The 22,014-nt window shown below is 55.9% G+C and carries 19 protein-coding genes; 4 read left to right on the plus strand and 15 right to left on the minus strand.

Features of this window, described 5'->3' with window-relative positions:
• Positions 1 to 14 precede the first annotated feature (14 nt).
• Positions 15 to 2,774, plus strand: coding sequence for a ribonuclease E (rne, locus tag ABMA60_RS08050; protein ID WP_392801278.1), 2,760 nt, complete (start codon positions 15 to 17; stop codon positions 2,772 to 2,774).
• Positions 2,775 to 2,837: 63 nt separating this feature from the next.
• Here rne and murB read toward each other — a convergent pair whose 3' ends face one another.
• The 9 genes from murB to ABMA60_RS08095 form a co-directional block, all read right to left on the minus strand.
• Positions 2,838 to 3,869, minus strand: a complete 1,032-nt coding sequence (murB, locus tag ABMA60_RS08055; RefSeq protein WP_392801281.1) for a UDP-N-acetylmuramate dehydrogenase — start codon at positions 3,867 to 3,869, stop codon at positions 2,838 to 2,840.
• Positions 3,866 to 4,342, minus strand: coding sequence for a low molecular weight protein-tyrosine-phosphatase (locus ABMA60_RS08060; protein WP_392801283.1), 477 nt, complete (start codon positions 4,340 to 4,342; stop codon positions 3,866 to 3,868). The genes murB and ABMA60_RS08060 overlap by 4 nt, the downstream gene beginning before the upstream one ends.
• Positions 4,339 to 5,091 carry a 3-deoxy-manno-octulosonate cytidylyltransferase gene (gene kdsB / locus ABMA60_RS08065; protein WP_392801286.1) on the minus strand — a complete coding sequence of 251 codons (753 nt, stop codon included), beginning with the start codon at positions 5,089 to 5,091 and terminating at the stop codon, positions 4,339 to 4,341. The genes ABMA60_RS08060 and kdsB overlap by 4 nt, the downstream gene beginning before the upstream one ends.
• Positions 5,088 to 6,038: a tetraacyldisaccharide 4'-kinase gene (gene lpxK, locus ABMA60_RS08070; RefSeq protein ID WP_392801288.1), complete on the minus strand. Its 951-nt coding sequence runs from the start codon at positions 6,036 to 6,038 to the stop codon at positions 5,088 to 5,090. Before lpxK ends, kdsB begins: the two co-directional genes overlap by 4 nt.
• A 25-nt stretch (positions 6,039 to 6,063) precedes the next feature.
• On the minus strand, positions 6,064 to 6,483 hold the full coding sequence (locus tag ABMA60_RS08075; RefSeq protein WP_392801290.1) for an ExbD/TolR family protein: 420 nt from the start codon (positions 6,481 to 6,483) through the stop codon (positions 6,064 to 6,066).
• Between the two features lie 10 nt (positions 6,484 to 6,493).
• A complete protein-coding gene (locus ABMA60_RS08080) occupies positions 6,494 to 7,111 on the minus strand; it encodes a MotA/TolQ/ExbB proton channel family protein (protein ID WP_392801292.1) in 618 nt (205 codons plus the stop codon).
• 75 nt (positions 7,112 to 7,186) lie between these two features.
• Complete coding sequence (locus ABMA60_RS08085; RefSeq protein WP_392801295.1) at positions 7,187 to 9,400, minus strand: DNA internalization-related competence protein ComEC/Rec2; 2,214 nt, start codon at positions 9,398 to 9,400, stop codon at positions 7,187 to 7,189.
• 79 nt (positions 9,401 to 9,479) lie between these two features.
• Positions 9,480 to 10,157, minus strand: coding sequence for a lipoprotein-releasing ABC transporter ATP-binding protein LolD (gene lolD / locus ABMA60_RS08090; RefSeq protein ID WP_392801298.1), 678 nt, complete (start codon positions 10,155 to 10,157; stop codon positions 9,480 to 9,482).
• Positions 10,147 to 11,391 carry a lipoprotein-releasing ABC transporter permease subunit gene (locus ABMA60_RS08095; RefSeq protein ID WP_392801300.1) on the minus strand — a complete coding sequence of 415 codons (1,245 nt, stop codon included), beginning with the start codon at positions 11,389 to 11,391 and terminating at the stop codon, positions 10,147 to 10,149. Before ABMA60_RS08095 ends, lolD begins: the two co-directional genes overlap by 11 nt.
• Positions 11,392 to 11,491: 100 nt before the next feature.
• Here ABMA60_RS08095 and ABMA60_RS08100 point away from each other — a divergent pair, with 100 nt between their 5' ends.
• The gene (locus ABMA60_RS08100) at positions 11,492 to 12,031 is read left to right on the plus strand and encodes a PilZ domain-containing protein (protein WP_392801303.1); all 540 of its coding nucleotides are present in this window, start codon (positions 11,492 to 11,494) and stop codon (positions 12,029 to 12,031) included.
• A gap of 63 nt (positions 12,032 to 12,094) precedes the next feature.
• Positions 12,095 to 13,171 (plus strand): agmatine/peptidylarginine deiminase, encoded by a 1,077-nt coding sequence (locus tag ABMA60_RS08105; protein ID WP_392801306.1) that lies wholly within the window; start codon positions 12,095 to 12,097, stop codon positions 13,169 to 13,171.
• Here ABMA60_RS08105 and dinG read toward each other — a convergent pair whose 3' ends face one another.
• Complete coding sequence (gene dinG / locus ABMA60_RS08110; protein WP_392801309.1) at positions 13,172 to 15,286, minus strand: ATP-dependent DNA helicase DinG; 2,115 nt, start codon at positions 15,284 to 15,286, stop codon at positions 13,172 to 13,174.
• Positions 15,287 to 15,349: 63 nt separating this feature from the next.
• Between dinG and kdsA the strand changes: the two genes are divergently transcribed.
• Positions 15,350 to 16,195: a 3-deoxy-8-phosphooctulonate synthase gene (gene kdsA / locus ABMA60_RS08115; RefSeq protein ID WP_392801312.1), complete on the plus strand. Its 846-nt coding sequence runs from the start codon at positions 15,350 to 15,352 to the stop codon at positions 16,193 to 16,195.
• Here kdsA and ABMA60_RS08120 read toward each other — a convergent pair.
• The 5 genes from ABMA60_RS08120 to lon form a co-directional block, all read right to left on the minus strand.
• Positions 16,192 to 16,740, minus strand: a complete 549-nt coding sequence (locus ABMA60_RS08120) for a KdsC family phosphatase (RefSeq protein WP_392801315.1) — start codon at positions 16,738 to 16,740, stop codon at positions 16,192 to 16,194. The two genes, kdsA and ABMA60_RS08120, sit on opposite strands and share 4 nt — an antisense overlap.
• A complete protein-coding gene (locus ABMA60_RS08125) occupies positions 16,737 to 16,979 on the minus strand; it encodes a hypothetical protein (protein WP_392801317.1) in 243 nt (80 codons plus the stop codon). Before ABMA60_RS08125 ends, ABMA60_RS08120 begins: the two co-directional genes overlap by 4 nt.
• An 87-nt stretch (positions 16,980 to 17,066) precedes the next feature.
• Complete coding sequence (locus ABMA60_RS08130) at positions 17,067 to 18,926, minus strand: SurA N-terminal domain-containing protein (RefSeq protein WP_392801320.1); 1,860 nt, start codon at positions 18,924 to 18,926, stop codon at positions 17,067 to 17,069.
• A 116-nt stretch (positions 18,927 to 19,042) separates the two neighbouring features.
• The gene (locus tag ABMA60_RS08135; RefSeq protein ID WP_108127673.1) at positions 19,043 to 19,315 is read right to left on the minus strand and encodes an HU family DNA-binding protein; all 273 of its coding nucleotides are present in this window, start codon (positions 19,313 to 19,315) and stop codon (positions 19,043 to 19,045) included.
• 188 nt (positions 19,316 to 19,503) lie between these two features.
• Complete coding sequence (lon, locus tag ABMA60_RS08140) at positions 19,504 to 21,927, minus strand: endopeptidase La (protein ID WP_392801389.1); 2,424 nt, start codon at positions 21,925 to 21,927, stop codon at positions 19,504 to 19,506.
• Positions 21,928 to 22,014 lie beyond the last annotated feature (87 nt).

Here is a 22,014-nt window from a genome sequence, read left to right on the forward strand (position 1 = left end):
AGTACGAATCTTCAATGAAAAGAATGCTGATCAACGCGACCCAGGCCGAAGAGCTCAGGGTTGCTCTGGTAGACGGCCAAAAACTCTACGACCTTGATATCGAAACCGGCTTTCGGGAACAGAAGAAAGCCAACATCTATAAAGGCAAAATCACCCGCATCGAACCCAGCCTCGAAGCCGCTTTCGTCGACTTCGGTGCTGAGCGCCACGGCTTCCTCCCGCTGAAAGAAATCGCCCGCGAATACTTCATCGACCCATCCATGTCTTCCCGTTCGAGCATCAAGGAACTGGTCAAGGAAGGTACCGAAGTCATCGTCCAGGTGGATAAAGAAGAACGCGGCAATAAAGGCGCAGCGCTGACCACCATGGTCAGTCTGGCTGGCCGTTATCTGGTGTTGATGCCCAACAACGCTCGTGCCGGCGGTATTTCACGCCGCATCGAAGGCGACGAGCGTGCTCAGATCCGTGAAGCCCTGCAGGGCATCACCGTGCCCGACGGCATGGGCGTCATCGTGCGTACCGCTGGCATTGGCCGCAGCGCTGAAGAGCTGCAGTGGGACCTCGATTACCTGATCCAGCTGTGGCAATCGATCCGCGAAGCCTCTACGTCACGGCCAGCTCCTTTCCTGATCCTCCAGGAAAGCAACGTTATCCTGCGTGCCATTCGTGATTACCTGCGCCAAGACATCGGCGAAGTGCTGATCGACAGCAAAGACGCCTACGACTACGCCCTGGATTTCGTGCAGAAGGTGATGCCGAACTATCAGAGCAAGCTGAAGCGCTATGAAGATCCGGTGCCGCTGTTCAACCGCTACCAGATCGAATCCCAGATCGAGAGCGCCTTCCAGCGCGAAGTGAAGCTGCCCAGCGGCGGCTCCATCGTTATCGATCCGACCGAAGCGCTGGTCTCCATCGACATCAACTCCTCGCGCTCCACCAAGGGTGGTGACATCGAGGAAACCGCCTTCCATACCAACCTGGAAGCGGCCGAGGAGATCGCTCGCCAGTTGCGCCTGCGCGACATGGGCGGCCTGATCGTCATCGATTTCATCGATATGAATCAGACCAAGCACCAACGCGAGGTCGAATCCCGAATCAAAGACGCCACTAACTCAGATCGCGCCCGCGTTCAGGTAGGCCGGTTGTCACGCTTTGGTCTGCTGGAAATGTCGCGTCAGCGCCTGCGTCCCTCACTGGGCGAGACCAGCGGCATCGTCTGCCCGCGCTGTAACGGCCATGGCATCATCCGCGATGTGAAGTCGCTGTCGCTGGCTATTCTGCGTCTGGTCGAAGAAGAATCACTGAAGGAACGTACCGCTCAGATTCGCGCCATTGTGCCGCTATCGGTCGCCACCTTCCTGCTTAACGAGAAGCGCGAGGCTATCCACGAGATCGAGCAGCGCCTCAAGGTGCACGTTCTGGTGGTACCGAACCCGCAGATGGAAACCCCGCATTACGAAGTGGTTCGCCTGCGCGATGACGACGAGAACCTGGTCAACGCAGTGCCCAGCTATGCGCTGAAATTTGAAGAAGCACCGTCCGAATCCGAGGCCGTACTGGAAACTCAGTCCAAGCCTCAAGAAGCGGCCATTTCCAATATTCAGGCACCGCGTCAGCCGGCTCCGACGGTTGAAAAGGCGGTGGCGTCAAAACCTGCCAAACCAGCAAAACCCGCTGGGCCGGGCCTGCTGGCTCGCCTGTTCAAAGCTCTATTCGGTGGCAGCGATAGCGCTGCGAAGAAACGCAGTCACGCCAACAAGGGCAGTCAAAATAATCGTTCAGGCCGCGACGGTGGTCAGGGGCGCAATGGCCGTTCTACTAATAATCGTTCTTCTGGCCGGGGCCGCACGTCGCAAAACGGTCAAGCGCGCGACAACCGTCGCCAAGGCAATAACCGTAACGACGCCAGCGACAACGCCAAGAAGAAGAGCGACATTAAGCAACGCGAACGCAAGAACGATGATGTTAAGGCCCAGCCGGAAACATCCAACGATGAAGACAGCAATCGCAACGAGCGCAATAAAGGTCGGCAGCAGCAGCCTCAGTTGAAGCGTCGTGATGAGCGCGAAAGCAGCACCGGCCGCGTGCCGCAGTCTGAAGTCGGTAAAAACCGCAAAGTTCGCGGCGTCAGCAAGAATGCCAGCAAGCGCCCTAACCCGGATCGTCCGGATGAAGTGGTCAGCGATATCGATGCCGTTATTGCCCTGATCAACAGCGATCCGCAAACGACTGAAACGGCTCAAGCCAAAGCAGAGCCAACAGTCGACGCTCCGGCTGTCGAAAAGCCGGCTACCGACGCTGCTGTTGAACCTCAGGTTGAAGCAAACGAAACCAGCCAGACAGTCGCCCAGCCGTCGTCTGAAGCAGACGCACCGAGCGAGAGTCCGAAGACCCCTGCCCCTGCGGTCGAATCAGCTTCGAACACCCAAGAGGCAAGCGCTGAAGTCGCTGACAATACGTCAGATAACGCTGCAGCCAAGGCTGAGGACGTCGTTACCGAGGCAGAGCCAGAACCTTCCAAGCTGGAAGATTCACCCGAGCCAAGCGTGGCGCATGAGCCGATTGAGACCGAAGAGCCTGCTCCGGCAGCCGTCGCTCCAGAAAAGACGGTCGAAGAAGCTCCGATCGCGGCCGAAGCGCCTGAACAAGGCGCCCCGCAAGCCAGTGCCGGTGACAGCGAAGCTACTGAAAGTGAACCGACGGCCTCAGGTCGGGCACCGAACGATCCGCGCGAAGTGCGTCGTCGTCAGCAGCGCGAACAAGGCGAACAGTGATCTTCACTATCGCTTAACCGAAAAAGCCGGCTTAACGCCGGCTTTTTTATTGCTTCACAGTATTCAGTAGTGACCGTTGCCGTGTGGCCCCCAGTAGCGAGGTTCGCGCTCCAACAGAACGCCAAAACGCTCGTCCACTGCCTGTTGCACCTGCTGTTGCCAGTCAGCCACCTGGCGGTAATCCGCGTGATCAGGATTAATCAGCACCAGCGCCTGCTTGGCGTAACAGCCAACACCGGCTTTATTGGCCTGTCCTTTCAAACCACACTGATCAATCATCCAACCGGCAGCCAGTTTCCAGCGATCACCCGCCGGATAGGCCACCAGTTCCGGCCACTGTGATTTCAGTGCCTGGAATGTCTCGCCATCAACTTCTGGATTCTTAAAAAAACTGCCTGCGTTGGGGATTGATGCTGGATCGGGCAGCTTGGACTGGCGCTGAGCAATCACCGCGTCCATGACCATTCGGGCATTCAATGCCTCTTGCTCTGCCAGCGCCTGCAACGGTCCGTAGCTCAATTTCGGACTAAAGGTCGACGACAACGCCAGGGTCACCGCCGTCACGATGTAGCGGTTTTCCTCACGTTTAAAGCGGCTGTCGCGGTAACCAAATTCACACTGGTCGGCGTTAAAACGCACCCACTGCTGTTGTTGACAGTCATAGGCTTCCAGCTCATGTATCAGCTCGCCAACCTCAACGCCATAGGCGCCAATGTTCTGAATGGGCGCCGCGCCAACCGAACCGGGAATCAACGCCAGGTTTTCCAAACCATTCAAGCCACTATCGATACTGGCGACCACCGACTGATGCCAGTTCTCGCCGGCGGCCAACCGCCACAAGGTACGGCCCTGGTCATCGCTACCGACAACCCGCCGGCCTTGGGACCGTATGGCGATGATCAGTCCATCGACGCGGGAATCCAGTAATAGATTACTGCCGCCGCCCAGTACTCGAACCGGTAGCTCACGTTGACGCGCCCAATCAACCCAGGTTGGAAGCTGATCGTCGTTGTTTATCTGAACCAGAGCATCCGCTCGAGAAGGAATGCCCAGCGTGTTCAGCGCTAATAAATCGGCATCGTATTGAAGGGTCACAGTTGCGCCTCCAAACGACGCAACAAGGCCCGACTGGCGGTTTCACAGAGGTCCAAGACTTGCTCAAAACCCTCGTCCCCACCGTAGTAAGGATCGGGAACTTCGCGCACTGAGGGTTGCTCAAGCTGCTCTAAAAAGAGCCCCAACTGAGCGCGACCGTCGGCTGGACGGATTGCTTGCAGATCAGCCAGGTTTTGAGTGTCCATCGCCAGTATCCAGTCGAAGCGGTAGAAATCATCCACACTGACCTGGCGAGCCCGTAAATCCTCTAACCGATAACCGCGCTGGCGGGCAGCGGCCGTGGCGCGTGCGTCGGGCGCTTTACCCAGGTGGTATGCCGCAGTACCGGCAGAATCCACGGAAACCTTTCCGGCCAAAGCCGACTCGGCCAGAACGTGCTCAAAGACGCCCTGCGCCGTTGGCGAGCGGCAGATATTGCCCAAACAGACGAACAGTACGCTGGTATCGCTCATGATCCATCTCCCTGGCTAAAGACCGCGCGCACGGCATCCAGATCTTCCTGGGTATCCACACCGGCCGGCACACTGGCCACCGCTTGCGCAGCGACGATGCCATAGCCTTCGCTCATAAAACGCAATTGCTCCAGCTTCTCCAGCTGTTCCAGGGGACTTTCCGGCCAGGTGACAAAGGCATCCAACGCCCGCTTTCGGTAGGCATAGAGACCGATATGGCGCTTATAGGGAGAACGCTCAGCGCTGGCTTGTTGATCCCGATCCCAGGGAATGGGCGCACGACTGAAATACAGCACCCGCCCTGCCCGGTCCTGTACCAGCTTTACTGCATTGGGATTAGCCGCATCAGCAATCGGCAGCGGCTCATAGAGGGTGGCGACGGCAGCATCCGGTGCCGCTTCCAGCAAGGCGACGACTTGGCGCAGGTTGTCACCGGGCATCAGCGGTTCGTCGCCTTGTAGGTTGACGACGATATCGTCCGGCGCCAGTCCTAATTGGTCGGCCGCTTCCTGTAATCGATCGGTACCGGACGGATGTTCGGCGCGCGTCATAACAGCGTCATAGCCTGCGTGGGTGACGGCATCACGAATACGCTGATCGTCTGTGGCGACCACGCAACGCTCAAAACCAGCGCGTTGAGCCGCCTCCACCACGCGCACCACCATCGGCTTGCCGGCCAAATCCAACAGGGGTTTACCGGGCAGGCGGCTGGAGCCGAAACGGGCGGGAATCATGATCAGGTGTGTCATTGCAAAGCCTTCCTAAGAGCCTGTTCGATAGTGCTCAGTAATTCTTCAGGTAACGCTGGTTGTAGACGCACGACATAGCAGTGCTCCGGCAAAGGCCCGGGCAATTTAATGGCGTCTTTTTCGGTTATTACCATCGGCCGTTCGCCGCTGGTCAGCGCTTCGCGGGGCAACGGCTGGTGATCACCGGGTGTCCAGCGTTGTTTAATCGAATAGCCAAGGTCACTCAACTGCTGAAAAAACGCCTCCGGATTACCAATGCCAGCGCAGGCATCGACTTCGCTACCCGGCGCCAGTATCTGGCCATTCCTATTGGTCGGTGGTTCAGGGTTCAGGGTCAGCACCGCATCGGTGGTAATGCCAGCCGGTTGTTGCTCCCGTGCCACCACCCAGTCTACCAGTGTCAGCCGGCTGACCGGTTCACGCAAAGGCCCGGCGGGCAATAAGCGGCCATTACCAAAACCACGTCGGCCATCGATCATCACCAGCTCAAAATTGCGACCCAGACGGTAATGCTGCAAACCATCGTCACTGATCACCACGTCCGGCTGATGCTGCGCCATTAAAAACCGCGCCGCCTGATCCCGATCCGGGTCGACCACCACCGGACAATCGAGACTGCGCGCCAGCAACAGAGGTTCATCGCCGCACACCTCTGCCGAATCTTCACGATTAACCAACCAGGGATAGCTCGGCGCCTTGCCGCCATAACCGCGGGAGATGACGCCGCACTTTAAGCCCTGAGCCTGGAGATGACGCACCAAAGCCTGAATAGCCGGTGACTTACCCGTGCCGCCCACTGCCAGGTTGCCAACGACCAGGACCGGCGCTCCATACTGACCGCGAAAGCGCCGCTTTAAACGATATCCGACGATACTCGCCATCAACCAGGTGAACGGAGTGAGCAGCCGAGCCGGCCAGCTTGTCGTGTTCTGGTACCAAAAACGCATAATCAGAGTGCTGCCTTAGCCGGATTCAAGGCGAAACCGGCAGGCGCGTGGTGTAACTGACTTTGGTGAAGCCCAGTTGGCCAACGGCATCCAGGGCATAGATCATCGCCTGGTGTGGCGCCTGGGCATCGCCGGTAATAACCACCGTCTGGTCGCGACGGTTGCCGGCGAGCTCTGCCAACGCCTGTTTCAAGGTATCGGCGTCATGACGCAACAACGGCTGATCGTTAACCGCATAACGGCCTTGTGCATCCACCATGATCTCCAGCGAAGGTCCCTCTGCGGCCGCCTGCTGGCTACTGCTTTCAGGCAGATCGATTTCCAGCTGGGTTTCGCGGGTAAAGGTGGTCGAGACCATAAAGAAAATCAGCAACAGAAAGACGACATCAATCAAGGGCGTCAGATTAACCTGGACCTCTTCACGTCGACTGCGGCGAAATCGCATCTGCAGCTCCTTAGCTGTTGGCACCGGTCTCGGCGTGCAACGCCTCGACCAGCTTGGTGCTGTCCTGCTCCATCGACACCAGCAGCTCATCAACCCGACGCGTCAGGGCACGGTGGAAGATCAACGCCGGTATCGCGACGGTCAGGCCAGTAGCTGTGGTAATCAGCGCCTGGGAAATGCCGCCTGCCAGCACAGCAGTATCCCCGCTGCCTTGCACCATGATGGCAGTAAAGACGTCGATCATGCCGACCACGGTTCCAAGCAAACCCAGCAAGGGCGCAATGGCTGCGATGGTGCCCAAGGTGCTGAGAAATTTTTCCATCTCGTGCGCGACATGGCTGCCAGCTTCCTGGAGGCTGTCTTTCATGGCTTCGCGACCATGTTTGGAAGCCGTTAAACCAGCAGAGAGGACATATCCGAACAGTGAACTATTTTTCAACTCTTTCAGTTTAGTCGAATCCAGCTCATGACTTTTGATCCAGTGCCAGACCTGAGGCAGCTGATCCTTAGGAATCACCTTGCTGTAGCGCAGTGCCCAGTAGCGTTCGATGATGATGGCGATGGCGATGATTGAACACAGCAGGATGGGCGCCATCAACCAGCCGCCCGCTTTGACAATTTCAAACACTGAGAGGTCTCCTTTCTTCAGGCGCGTAATTTAACACAGCCGAAGGCAAACGGAATCAAGCGCAGACAATGCTAATCAGCGCTGTATAAAACGCCGCCGAAAGGCTGAACGCCAATCACGGACCTGCCAATGACCGTCCTGCACCGATAACGCCAGAGTGCCGCGCGTGGCGGTATTGAGCAGCAGACGGCTGTTACGCTGCGTATAAGCCAGCAAATCAGGGTTAGGCCAGCGCGGCCGGGAGCGGTCTCCGGCACTGACCACCAGCCAAGCATCCGGACTGGCGTCGAGAAAACCCGGCGCACTCGAGGTACGACTGCCATGATGACCCAGCACGATCAATGACAGCGGGAACAATTCAGGGTGTGACTGCAGCAGCCAGTATTCCAGCCGCCGGCTGGCGTCACCGGTCAACAACAAGCGTCCCGCTGAGGTTTCAATCACGGCTACACAGGAACGATCATTGTCATTGCTACGCAACTCGGCCGGTATCGGTATCAGCTGCAACGGCAATCCGTCGACGTCCAACTGGTGACAATTCAGCCAGCCGCCGTGCTCGCTCAGCTTCGCTACCGTTTTCGGCTCGCCACTGAGGCGTCGCGCATGAGGCCACCGCTCGACAGCCCAACGCGCACCGCCAGCGTGGTCAATATCCGAATGACTGATGACAATACCCTCGACATCAAGTCTGTGACGCTGGAACCAGTCCGCCAAGCGCGCCTCTGCGATAGCGGTGCCATCACTCCACTGCCCGGCTGTGTCGTACAGCCAGCTTTGGTCGGGCCATTCCAGAACCAGCGCCAGTCCGTGCCCTACATCCAGCGCAGTTAAGCGGAATTCATCAATCGATGTGGCGCGAACGGGCCACAGCAGCGGCACCAATACCAGCGGCATGACCAACCAGCGCTGACTACGGTCCAACCAATGACTCAACGCCAACCAGATCAGACCGCCGAGTAAAGCGATATCGGCCAAATGCCAGGCCGGCGACTGCTGGTGCCAGCGCGCCACCCAACCGAGCCATTGAATGACAGTGGCGACCAGTGGCTGATACCCCAAAGCAGCCAAGTCAGGCCAGATCAGTATCAGCAGACTCCAGGGCAAGATCAGCAAGGTCACCAAAGGAATGACCAGCAGATTGATTAACAGCGACAGCGGATGCCACTGAAAACCCAGCAAGGCCGCCATCGGCAGGCTGAGTAACGACAGCATGCCCTGGAAACGAATCACCAGCCGCCAGGCGGGAATAGGCTCACTGCGCCAGCGTTGATACAGCCGAATCATCACCCAGACCAAACCAAAGCTGAGCCAGGAACCGGTGCTCAACCAGGCCTGCGGCCGAACCAAAGTAATGGCCACAGCCGCCAACGCCAGAGCCTGGTGAGCGCTGAGCCGGGCGCCAAACATCATCGCCAGCAAAGGCGCCAACAACATCAGCCAGGCACGCAACGCCGGGAAACCGAAGCCGGTTAACGCCACAAAAAGACCGCAGAGGGTGACGACTGTTATTAGCCTTAACATCGGCAGACGACCGCGCCAGGGGCCAGGCAGTCGATGAAACAAGCGAGCCAATAACAACGCCCAGGCTGCGACCATAGCGATGTGCATGCCGCTGACCACCATCAGATGTTTGATCTGATTTTGCTCAAACAAATCGGCCAGTTCGGTGTCCATAGACGATGACCAGCCCAGCGCTAAAGCAGCCCAAACCGCTTTTACCCAAGCATCATCGAACTGAGCTTCGGCCCGTCGATAAAGCCGCACCACCGGGCTGGGTCTGGCCTCTTGGTCAAACACCTCAACCAGAGTGCCCAGCGCGTCGAGACGTTCGCTGAAGTAGTAGCGAGTGACGTTGAAGTTGCCCGGAATCAATTGTCCTACCGGCTGGCGCAAGCGCACCTCGGCTTTCAGGCAGTCTCCGGCGGCAATATGGACGGACGACTGAGCCGTCAAACGGACCTTGCGCAGTGATAATGCCGTCGGTTGCTCAGTTATGCGCGCGCTGAATCGCTGGTAACGGTCGAACACCTTCGGTGGTTGCGACAGACAAAACTGCAGTTCGGCGGTTTGATGTTGCCACTGAGCGGGCAGAATATGCTTGGCTTCAGCTTCCAGCCGAAAAATCAGCGACAGCGCCATCAATAGCCAGATCGCCGCCAGCCACCACTGCCGATAGCCTGCCAAGGGAATCGCCAAGAGCGGGAGCGCTGAGGCCATAAGGCCCCACTGAAACCAGAGATAAGGAATGGTCAGGCACAGCAACGCCAGACCGATCAATCCATTGATCATTCGAAGCCTTCCTGAACAGCGTTAGCTGCACGACAGCATCATAGCTATCACGGAATCTGGGTGCGGTGCAAAAAAAGCGTCAGCTGGTAATGTGACCGCGCTTCAAGGTCAGGCAGCGTGGCATCTGACGCGCCCACTCCTGATTGTGAGTGACAATCACAAAGCTGGCATCGGACTGGCGGTTCAAGTCCAGAATCAACTCATGCACCTGCTCGGAAGTTGTGTCATCGAGGTTACCGGTGGGCTCGTCCATCAGCACCACTCTGGGGTTGTTAATCAACGCCCGGGCTATGGCGACGCGCTGACGTTCCCCGCCAGATAACTCCGCTGGCCGATGATTAGCGCGATCGCCCAAACCCACCCGGTCGAGCAAATCGGCCGCGCGCTGGTCAGACTCGCGGTTGTACTGGCCACCGATAATCTGCGGCAGCACCACATTTTCCAGCGCTGAAAATTCCGGTAACAAATGGTGGAACTGAAACACAAAACCCATGTGTTCGTTGCGCAGCTTAGCGCGGGCGCGGTCATTCAGACTGTTCAAGGTGTGGCCGGCCATGGACACTTCGCCGTCGGACGGCGAATCCAACCCCGCCAACAAATTCAGCAAGGTGGTTTTACCGGAACCACTGCTGCCGACGATGCTGACCAGTTCCGCCGGTTGCACCTGAAAGTCGATCTCGTGCAGCACTTCGACCGTTTGCGGGCCTAGTTGGAAACGCCGCGAAACCTGACGACAGCTCAATACTTCAGGATTCATAGCGCAACGCCTCCGCCGGTGAAATTCGTGATGCCCGCCAGGCCGGATATATCGTCGCCAGCACACTGATGATGAAGGATGCCGTGGCAATCAAACGCACATCGCTCCACTTCAATTCAGATGGGATATAGCTGATGAAATACACTTCAGCATTGAGGAACTGAATGTGGAAGGTGTTCTCGACCCAGGCAATGATATCCGCCACCGACCAGGCTCCGAGCACCCCGAGAATCACCCCCAGAGCAATACCGATCAAACCGATCGCCGTGCCCTGCACCATAAAGATGCCCATGATCTGGCCGGAGCGCGCGCCCAGCGTACGCAGAATAGCGATCTCACCTTGTTTATCGGTCACCATCATCACCAGCGACGACACGATGTTAAACACCGCCACGGCAACGATCATAAACAGCAGCAACCCAACCATGCGTTTTTCCAGCTGGATCGCCTGGAACAAATTACCCTGGGTCCGCGTCCAGTCGCTGACCAGATAACGCCCTTCTAGATTACGGCCAGCCTCGATGGCAATTTGCCGTGCCTGGAACAGATCATCGACCTTCAGATGCACACCATCGACGCGATCGTCATAACGCAGCAAGCGGCCCAGATCGTTCATCTGCACCACCGCCAGATTGGCATCCAGCTCGGCGCCGACGGCGAAGGTACCAACCACCTCAAAACGTTTGAAACGCGGCGTGACGCCGGCCAGATTAACGGTTACTTCCGGCACCATCATGGTGACTTTGTCACCCAGATTTACGCCCAGCTGACGCGCCAGAATATCGCCGAGAAAAATGCCAAACTGCCCTTCTTGCAACGCCGCCAATGAACCGGAAGTCAGATGATCCGGCAGAATGGAGACCTGCTTTAAAGTGGCCGGCTCAACGCCACTGACGGCCACGCCTTTAGTCTGATTCGGGCCAACCAACATAGCCTGCGTTTCGGTATAGGGACTGACGCCTTCCACATGCGGATGCTGCGATAAACGACTGGCAACCGCCGGCCAGTCTGACAGGCCGTTGGGTTGTGACACCGTCGCATGCGGCACCATGCCGAGAATGCGGGTGCGCAACTCCCGATCGAAGCCGTTCATAACCGACAGCACAATAATCAACACCATCACGCCCAGTGTCAGTCCCACCATGGAGACACCAGAAATGAAGGAAATAAAGTGATTGCGTCGGCGTGCGCGTAAATAACGCAGCCCGACCAGGAAGGGGATATTATTCAGCATGGCCGGCATTAAACCACTGGCCTGTAGGCCTGCCAAGCCGAATTTAGCTACACTGTTCGAACCGATAATGGCTTTGCGTTTTCATGACGGAGCAACCTCCATGGCCGATGACCAACAGTACTTCCGTATCGACGACACGGCTTATTTAGTGGCGGCGCCCTACGATCCAAACAAACCCGCCATTGCCGATTACTTTCCGCAGTTGCACCAGATTGCCGTGCTCAAGGAATTTGAAAACGTCGACCTGCAGCTTCTGGAGTTTTTAGATCGCGTTAAAGATGCCGCCACCCGTAAGCTGCTTGGTCTGTTTAACGACAAACTCAACCTGATGTCGCGTTACCTGCATATCCACGATGTGCATGAACATCAATTGGATGCACAGACGATCAATATTGGTGAGGCTGGCGTTCGAGGCGTGCTGCCAAACGACATCCAAGTCAATCAGGAACTGGCGCTGGCGATCATCTTTCCACCCAGTTATCTGTCGTTGTTTTGCCGGGCCCGGGTCAGCAGTGCTCAGCCGGCAGCAAACGGCGGTAGCCGGGTCGAGCTGGCGTTCGTCGAGTTACCGGAAAACCAACGGCAGGCGCTGACCCGCCACATGTTCAAGGTACAGGCACAAAACCGCGATCCCGGTTAAATTCGCGCCCGTTGTCCGCTTTTCGCTATACTGTGCGGCCCTTTTCACAGCGAAGTCTTGTTGATGCGTGACCTGCTGCACCTGCCTCCGGAATGGTTCCCTCAGGATGCCATTCTGATCACCTGGCCACATTCCGAATCCGACTGGGCTGACAAGTTGGCCGACGTCGAAAGCGTGTATCTCGACCTGATCGGTGCCATCAGTCACTCTCAGGACGTTTTGATTCAACTCCATGCCAGCGTAGACCCGGAACGCCTCAAGGCTCTGTTCGAAAAGGAAGGCATCAACCAGGCCCACTGTCAGTTTGTCTTTGTCGACAGCAACGATACCTGGGCGCGCGATCATGGCCCGCTCACCCTGGTACAGGGGGAATCCGGCCGCACTATCCGCAACTTTATGTTTAACGGTTGGGGCGGAAAGTTTTCGGCGGATAAGGACGATGCACTGAATCGTGCCATGTTCGATCAGGGGATCTTCCGCGCCGAAGTTGGCATGGAAGACGTCATGTCCGAGTTGGAAGGCGGCAGTATCGAAGTCGATGACGATGGCAGCTTATTGACCACGGAGCGCTGCCTGCTCAATGCCAACCGCAAGGCCGACAACAGCGATCGAACCAACTATGAAGCGCGGCTAACGCAGTGGCTGGGGTTGAACCCGGGACGCATTTTCTGGCTGAAGCATGGCCAGTTGGCCGGCGATGACACCGATGCTCATATCGATACGCTGGCGCGCTTCGCGCCGAACGGCACTCTGGTTTATCAAAGCTGCGATCAAGCGGAAGATGAACACTTCGCTGACCTTCAAGCCATGGCCGAAGAGTTGCGCCAGCTGCGCACCCTTAGCGGTGAGCCGTACCGACTCATTGCCCTGCCCTGGCCCGATGCTCAATACAATGACGAGGGTGAACGCCTGGCCGCCAGCTACGCCAACTTTCTGATCACCAACCAACTGGTGCTGATGCCAACCTATGGTGTCGCCCAGGACGGCCTGGCCATCGAACGCTTAAGCGAAGCCTTTCCAGAACGTCGAGTCGTGGGAATCGATTGTCGGGCGCTGATTGAGCAAGGCGGCAGCCTGCATTGCATTACCATGCAGATCCCGGTTAACACTCTGAAACGGGACAGCGCAGAGGTCGACTGATCAGTCGACCTGCCAGTTGTAATCCGGCAGCGATTGACGCACCAGAGCGCCGTAGCGTTTATCGATCAGACGACGATCCATAAACCAGAGCGTGCCGCTGTCGTTCTCATTGCGAATTAAGCGACCACAAGCCTGTACCAGACGAATGATCGCTGTCGGCAAACTGACCTGCTGAAACGGATTGGAACCGCGCTGCTCTAACCACAGCGACAGCGTCGACAAGATGGGATCGTCCGGTGTGGCGAACGGCAGCTTGGCGATCATCAGATGGGTCAAATAGTTACCGGGCAGATCCACCCCTTCGGCCAAACTGGCCAAGCCAAAGAGTGTCGAACCCAAGCCGTCTTCCAAGCGTTGGCGATGATGCTGAATCAAGGCATTTTTGGGCAGATCATCCTGCAGCGTCACCCGCTCCTGCCAGCCCTCCGGTAAACCGCGATACACCTCCTGCATTTGCTTGCGTGAGGAGAACAACACCAGGTTGCCGGTTTCCGTCGGCAGGTAGGCCGGAATGGCTTCGATCATGGCCTGGGTGTGAGGATCGCGTAAGCCGCCATCGCAGGCCAAAGCCGGAACCCGAGCCAGCACCCGTGAGCGATAATCAAAAGGACTGCCCAAGCGCAAATAATCGGTGCCGTCCGGCAAGCCGGCCTGAATGGCATAACGCTGAAAATCACCGGCGATGGTCAGGGTGGCCGAGGTCACCACACTGGCAAAGCAGCGATTCCAGATATGCTGACGCAGGATCGACTGCGCCGACACCGGACTGGCGTTTAACACCAGGTCGTCATATTCCGGGCGATCGATATTTTCGAACCAGCGCGCCATCGGTGGTGCTTCTGCCGCATCTTGTTGGCGCCAGGCCAGCACCAGGTCGCGCGCCGGCTCGGCCCGACTCAGCCAACGCCCGACCACTGGCAAGCTCTGCTCCAAACGGCTTTTCTCATCCAGATCATTGGTCGCCGACAGTCGCTTACGCACCTGCTCATCCAGTTGCAGCAAGCTTGATTGCAGCAGCGTAAAGGGCTGCTCAAGCGGTGCCAGAATCGACTGGGTCTGAGCCAGCCAATCGGCGTCCTGTACCGCGAGAGTCGCTTGATGGCCGTCCAGCCGGCTACGAATCGGGCTCATTGCGCCCCAGGCATCAGTTAACGCCGAATGCGCATCGCCCAAGGCTGTGTTCAAGGCGTCCAGCAAGCGCTCTTCGGTATCGCCGTAAGCGAGTTCCAAACGCAGCTTGGGTAACTGCTTGCGCCAGTTCTCGAACTGGTTAAGCGTATTTTTGACCGGCAACTGGCTGGCGAAGTGGGATAAGCCTTTATCAGGTAAATGATGGCCTTCATCGAAGACATAGATGCTTTCCGCGGGCGCCGGCAGAATAGCGCCGCCGCCCAAAGCCAGGTCGGCCATCACCAGATCGTGATTGGCGATGATGACATCGGCTTCATCCAGTTCTTTGCGTGCTTCAAAAAACGGACAGTTCTGGAAGTGCGGGCAACGCCGGTTCAAACACTCGCGGTGCGTTGAAGTCACGCCACGCCATTGTTCATCATCCAATCGATCCGGCCACTGATCGCGATCGCCATTCCAGTCGCCGCGCCCGAATTTATCGAGCATCTCATTGTAGAGACTGAGTACGGCTTCGTCGGCAGTCATGGCTTCTTCAAACAATGCCAGCGCTGTAACCGCACCTTCTTGCAACTGAATCGACTGCTCCAGACGCTGCAGACAGAGATAGCGCCCCCGACCTTTAGCGAGAACGGCGTTAAAGCTCAAACCGCTGTGTTCGAGCAGGTCCGGGATGTCTTTCTGCACCACCTGTTCCTGCAAGGCAACGGTGGCCGTCGCTATGATCAGCTTTTTATTATGATGCTGGGCCATGGGAATAGCGCTGAGCGCATAGCCGATGGTTTTGCCGGTTCCGGTGCCCGCTTCTATTACCGCGATCGGCGCGCGCCCCTGACGCAGACCGTCCGCAGAGGTTTCAACCGATGCCAGAGTGCGGGCGATCTGCGCCAACATCTGTTTCTGCCCGCTGCGCGGCTTCAATTCACGCGCGGCCAGATACCGGCTGTAGGCCGTTTGGATGGATTCTTTGAGTTCGTCAGATAGCATCGGCTGGTTTAGCTTCTCGGGGTAGACGGCTACAATCGCCCCCTAATTTGAAGGAAGGCCATCATGCAACAACGTCAGGTTTCAATACAGAACATCCAGGTCGGTAACGACCAACCCTTTACCCTCTTCGGTGGCATGAACGTCCTGGAAAGTCGGGATCTTGCCATGACCGTGGCTGAGCGCTTTGTTGAAGCCACCGGCCAACTGGGCATTCCTTATGTCTTCAAGGCCAGTTTCGATAAGGCCAACCGCAGCTCCATTGGCAGCTATCGCGGTCCGGGTCTGGATGAAGGGCTGAAGATTCTGGAGGAGATCAAGCAGACGTTCAAGGTGCCGGTAATCACCGATGTTCATGAACCCTTCCAAGCGGCTCCGGCTGCTGAGGTTGCCGATGTCATCCAACTACCGGCGTTTTTGTCTCGGCAAACGGATTTAGTGGCTGCCATGGCTAAAACCGGCGCGGTCATCAATATCAAAAAAGCCCAGTTCCTGGCGCCTCATGAAATGGCTCATATTTTGAACAAATTCCAGGAAGCGGGTAATGACAAGCTGATTCTGTGCGAACGCGGTACCAGCTTTGGGTACAACAACCTGGTCGTCGATATGCTCGGCTTCGGCATCATGAAACAAACCGGCTTCCCGGTCATTTTCGACGTTACTCATGCCTTGCAAAAACCCGGCGGCCGCCTCGATTCAGCCGATGGCCGACGCGCTCAGGTAACCGACCTGGCCCGCGCCGGCATGGCACAGCGCATTGCGGGTCTGTTCCTGGAAACGCATCCCGATCCGGATAACGCCAAGTGCGACGGCCCCAGCGCCTTACCACTGAACAAGCTGAAACCGTTCCTGGAGCAAATGAAGGCCATTGATGAAGTTGTTAAGAGCTTCCCTGAGTTGGTAACCGGCTAACGCTTGCGCTCGAATACCGGGGTGGCGGCAACAGAGTATGCTTGTTGGTATTGATCCTGAGCGGTCAGGATCAGATCGGCGACCTCTCGGGCCACCCCTTCGCCTCCTCGGCTAGTGAGTACCATATCGGCCTGGTCGCGCACCACCGGATAAGCATCAGCCGGCGCTATCCCCAGACCGCACACTGCCATCGCCTTCAAATCCACCATATCGTCCCCGACGAAAGCCGCCTGCTGTTCAGGAATGGCCAGCCTTTGGCACAGCTCCAGCACACACTGTTGCTTGTCGGATGTACCGGGGAAATAGTGTTGAACGCCCAGATCACTCATTCGACGGGTAAGCATGGGGCTGTCTTTGGCTGAAATAACCGCCACAGCGACATTGTGGTCCGCCAGCAGCTTCATACCGACGCCGTCGCGAACGTGGAACACCTTCAGCACCTCGCCCTCAGCACCGTAATACAGCCGGCCATCGGTCAGCACACCGTCGACATCAAAGGCCACCAGGCGTATATCAGCCAGTTTCTGCTGAGCGGCCGTCGTCATGAATCGGCACCGAAGAGGTCATAACTGGGGCCTTGCTCGGCAGCATCCGTCTCCAACCAATAGGCGGGTTTGCTGAATGTCTGCTCAATCTGGCGCGCCAAGGTTGCGGTCAGTTTTCTGCGGCCATTACAGATGGCGGCTGCCTGGTCAGGCTCGATGCCCAGACAATAAGCAAATGCCTCTTCATCCAAGGCATTTTCACTGAGCAACTGTTGTAACCGGTCGGTCTGTTGGGCCATCTAAGCGACCTCCTGTTGAACTGCCCGCAGTTTATCAGAACCCATAAAAAAAGCCGCTGACGCGGCTTTTCATTGCAACTTTATCGATCAGCGCTGGCTGGCGATACCACGAAGTTCCACATCGGCGCTAACACGTAAACCGTTGAAGAAGCTTTGGTAGTCCAACTGACCATTTTCGCTGGCCAGTTCACCTTCCAATTGCGCTTGCTGATTCATGTCGACCTGTGGCTCTTCGACACCCAGGACAGCAATTACATCAATGCGGTTCTGAGTTTCACGCATCTGCGCCGTCAAGTCACCTGCTTCAGGCTTAGGCAGTGTGAAGCTAAAGGCAGCAGCGCCACTCGGCAGATCGGTGTTTTCGCGACCCACCAATTGAGGTTGTGGCCAGTCATCACCCAGAGCACCTTCAGAACGCAGATCAGCCAACTCGGCAGCAGCAACTTCTTCTGCCCTTTGCTGAGCTTTTTCGTTAATCAAAATGGATTCAATCTGCTCAGAGACCTCAGCCAAAGGCTGAACCTGCTCAGCTGCGTAGTCTTCACGCTGCATAACGGCCAGATCGCCGTTACTCAACCGAACGACATCGCTGATGCGACCATCATCAATCACCAGTGGCGTAAACGCAGCGGATCTAAAGCGAGCTTCAGCGGCAATGCCACTCTGGGAGCTACGGTTGATCCAATCGCTGGTCTGAACGTCAACATCGAAAACGTCCGCTACCGCAGCAATATCATCGGCCTGGAAGGCCTCATCGGCCAACTGGTTCTCGACCAACACAAACTCATCCGCTGCTTTGCGCTGACGAATCTGTTGGGTTAGTTCATCACGGACCTGGTCCAGAGGTTCAACTTCAGCGGCGCTGTAGTCCGCCAATTGAATCAAGTGAACACCAAAGTCAGTCTCGACGGGTGCCGAGACCTGTCCGACCTCAGTCAGGTTCTGTGCAGCCTGATAGAAGGCCTCTTCATAAACGCCTTCCGCCAACTCGCCCAAATAGCCACCATCCTGAGCGCTGATAGGATCATCAGACAGTTCAGCCGCCAAAGATTCAAACGATTCGCCCTGATCCAGGCGCGCCAGTGCCGCTTCAGCATCGGCCAGATTGTCATCACCGCCAGCAAAGAGAATATGACCGATCTCACGGCGGGTATCATTTTCCTGGGCCGTTACATAACTGTCATAAGCGTCTTGCAGGTCGGCATCAGTAACCACGACATCATCTTCAAACGCAGCTTGACTCAAACGCACATAACGAACTTTAACGCGCTCAGGACTGAGGAATTCGTCGCTGTTAGCGTCGTAATATGACTGAATGTCACCTTCGCTAACGCTGACATCAGCGGTGTAATCCTGGGCGCTGAAACTCTTAACCGCGACCAGACGTTGTTGATTTTGCAACTGGGCCAGACGATTGACTTCGCTGTCGAGAGCGAACGCCGATGACACCAATCCCGCTTGCATCTGGGTCATACGCAGTTGCGTAGTTTGCTGTTCGCGGAAGGTGTTCGGTGTAAAACCATTCTGCGCAATTAACCGGCGATAAGTGGTCTCGTCAAACTGACCATTTATCTGAAATGACGGCACTGACAAAATATCGCGACTGACTTGTTCGCTGGAAACACGGAATCCAAGTTCATCCGCCGCCTGCCGTTGTAATTCTTGATTGATAATGTCGTTAACGACGGACTGACGAACGAAACCAGCATTTAATATTTCGGGCGTCGCATTTTCACCCAACTGCTGTATCAGTTGTTCCTGGCGCAGTCGAATCTGGCGCTGCACCTGATTGGCACTGATTCCTTGTCCATTCACTTCCACCGGATCCGCATTATTGGTAATGCCGACAATCGATTCGGCGCCGAAAAACACAAAGGCAACCACGATGAGAGCGACGATGGTTTTGCCAACGGGTCCCCGGGCTGCGTTTCTAAAAGACTGGAGCATTGAGCGTCCTACCCCTTGTTCAGGAGATTGTGCAGATAAAAAAAAAGCGCATCAGGCCTGATACGCTGTTGGTGATACTGAACCGGGACCAGAACTTTGGCCCCGAATCACTTCAATCAGTTGACGGCGTCTTTCAGTGCCTTGCCGGCTTTGAAATTCGGAACCTTGGCCGCTTTGATTTCAATCGGCTGACCCGTTTGCGGGTTACGGCCAGTGCGCGCAGCGCGCTCTTTAACACCAAAAGTACCAAAACCAACCAGAACCACTTGGTCACCCTTCTTCAGAGTGTCGGTAACGGAGTCGATCATAGCATCCAATGCCCGACCAGCTGCCGCTTTAGGAATGTCAGCTGCTGCTGCTACAGCATCAATCAATTCAGACTTATTCACACTTTTCCCCTTTTAACTTCGTTGTGAGATGCGGATCTCACGTCCTTGGTAAATGGCCAGAGTACAATAGACGACCGCGGTCCCGGATAATGAGGTTTCCGCACCTGTTTTGTTTATTATTCAGCCTGTGCTTCGAGACGAGTCGAAAACACTTTATACCAGCCTCATTTTTCGACTGTCAAGCAGTTCTAATGGGTGCTGAGGCTAGATGTGGCCTGCCTCTCAGAGCGAGCCTTAGCCATTTCGGCTTCGACTTCCTCATCAGTCAAGGCAGTCGGACTGCGCTCCAACGCCACATTCAACACTTCATCAATCCATTCAACCGGCCGAATGTCGAGATCGTTCTTAATATTGTCGGGAATTTCCTTTAAATCACGCACATTTTCCTGGGGGATTATAACCGTCTTGATCCCACCACGGCGCGCCGCCAACAGTTTCTCTTTCAAGCCGCCAATGGGTAACACCTGACCCCGGAGCGTGATTTCACCGGTCATGGCCACATCGGCACGCACAGGAATTCGAGTCAATACCGATACCAAAGCGGTCGCCATACCAATACCCGCTGAAGGGCCATCTTTAGGAGTGGCGCCTTCAGGAACATGGATATGTAAATCCCGGTTCTCGCTAAAGGTTGGCATGATACCCAGACTCTGAGCGCGAGATCTTACCACGGTCAAAGCAGCCTGGATGGATTCTTTCATCACATCGCCTAAAGACCCGGTTTGAACAGTACGTCCCTTACCTGGCACAGCTGTCGCTTCAAGGTTCAGCAGCTCACCGCCCACCGACGTCCAGGCCAGACCGGTAACCATACCAATCTGGTTATCCTTATCGGCCAGGCCAAACTTGAACTTGCGAACACCGGAGTAGTCTTCCAACTCGTCGGGACCGATGGTGGTCGATTCAGCAGCCTTATCCATAACGTTATTCTTGACCACCTTGCGACAGATCTTGGCGATCTCTCGTTCAAGACTACGGACACCGGCCTCGCGGGAATAGTAACGGATCAGGTCGCGAATCGTCTCGGTTGGCAACACCAACTCGTTTTCTTTCAAGCCATTGGCTTTTAATTGCTTAGGCAGCAAATAACGTTCGGCAATGTTGATCTTTTCGTCTTCGGTGTAACCCGGCAAACGAATCACTTCCATACGGTCGAGCAACGGACCAGGAATGTTCATCGAATTGGCAGTACAAACGAACATCGTATCCGACAGGTCGTAATCAACCTCCAGATAATGATCGTTAAAAGTATGGTTCTGCTCCGGATCGAGAATTTCCAACAAGGCAGAGGCTGGATCACCGCGATGGTCCATACCCATCTTGTCGATTTCATCCAGCAAAAACAGGGGATTGCGCACCGCAACCTTGCTCAGCTTCTGGATAATTTTACCAGGCATGGAACCAATGTAAGTCCGGCGATGGCCACGCATCTCAGACTCATCACGAACACCGCCCAAAGCCATACGAACAAACTTACGATTTGTCGCACGAGCAATGGATTGACCCAGTGACGTTTTACCAACACCCGGAGGCCCAACCAGACACAACACTGGCCCTTTAACTTTTTTGACCCGCTGTTGTACCGCCAAGTATTCAAGAATACGCTCTTTGACTTCTTCAAGGCCGTAGTGATCTTCTTCCAGTACTTCCTTGGCTCGATTCAAGTCGTGACGGACGCGCGAACGCTTGGACCAGGGAACATTAACCATCCAGTCCAAATAATTACGCACCACTGAAGCTTCGGCCGACATCGGCGACATCATCTTCAGCTTACTCAATTCCGCCTTGGCTTTTTCTTTGGCATCTTTAGGCATGCCCGCATTATCAATGCGGTTTTCCAGCTCTTCGACTTCGTTCGGGTTAGCCTCATCCAGATCACCCAGCTCTTTCTGAATGGCCTTCATTTGCTCATTCAGATAGTACTCGCGCTGGGATTTTTCCATCTGCTTTTTAACACGACCGCGGATGCGCTTTTCCACCTGGAGCAGATCGATTTCTGTCTCCAATACAGACAGCAGATGTTCAATCCGCTCACGATCTCCGGCCAGTTCCAGCACCTGTTGTTTTTCATCGATTTTCAACGACAGGTGTGCAGCAATGGTGTCGGCTAAACGTCCGGGCTCTTCAATGCTGTTGAGCGAGGTAATAACTTCCGACGGTACTTTTTTACTGAGCTGAACGTACTTGTCGAACTGCGACATTAAAATCCGAATCAAGGATTCGCTTTCACGTTCGCTCAGGACAGCGCCGTCCATCATGGACGCGTGACCACGCAGATAATCTTCACCATCGATCAATTCATCGATAGCAACGCGATCAACTCCTTCCACCAGCACTTTCACGGTACCATCGGGCAAGCGCAGCAACTGCAATACTGTGGCCAGCGTCCCTACTTCATAAAGATCGCTTTTATTCGGGTCGTCATCAGACGCATTACGCTGGGCAACCAATAAGATTTTTTTGCCATCGTCCATGGCTGCTTGCAGGGCCGCTATGGATTTTTCCCGCCCGACAAAAAGCGGGATCACCATGTGCGGATAGACAACCACATCCCGCAGCGGCAGCAGCGGCAGTACGATGGGGTCGCCGTTTGGGGAGTCGGAACGCTCCATACTCATGAAACCTCGGAAACCGTTGGATTATTGGCTGTGTTAATGGCGGCGCGGGCTGACTAAATCAAGCACCGGAAAAGAAAAACG

Source organism: Saccharospirillum sp. HFRX-2, from assembly GCF_043196805.1.
GTDB lineage: Bacteria > Pseudomonadota > Gammaproteobacteria > Pseudomonadales > Natronospirillaceae > Saccharospirillum.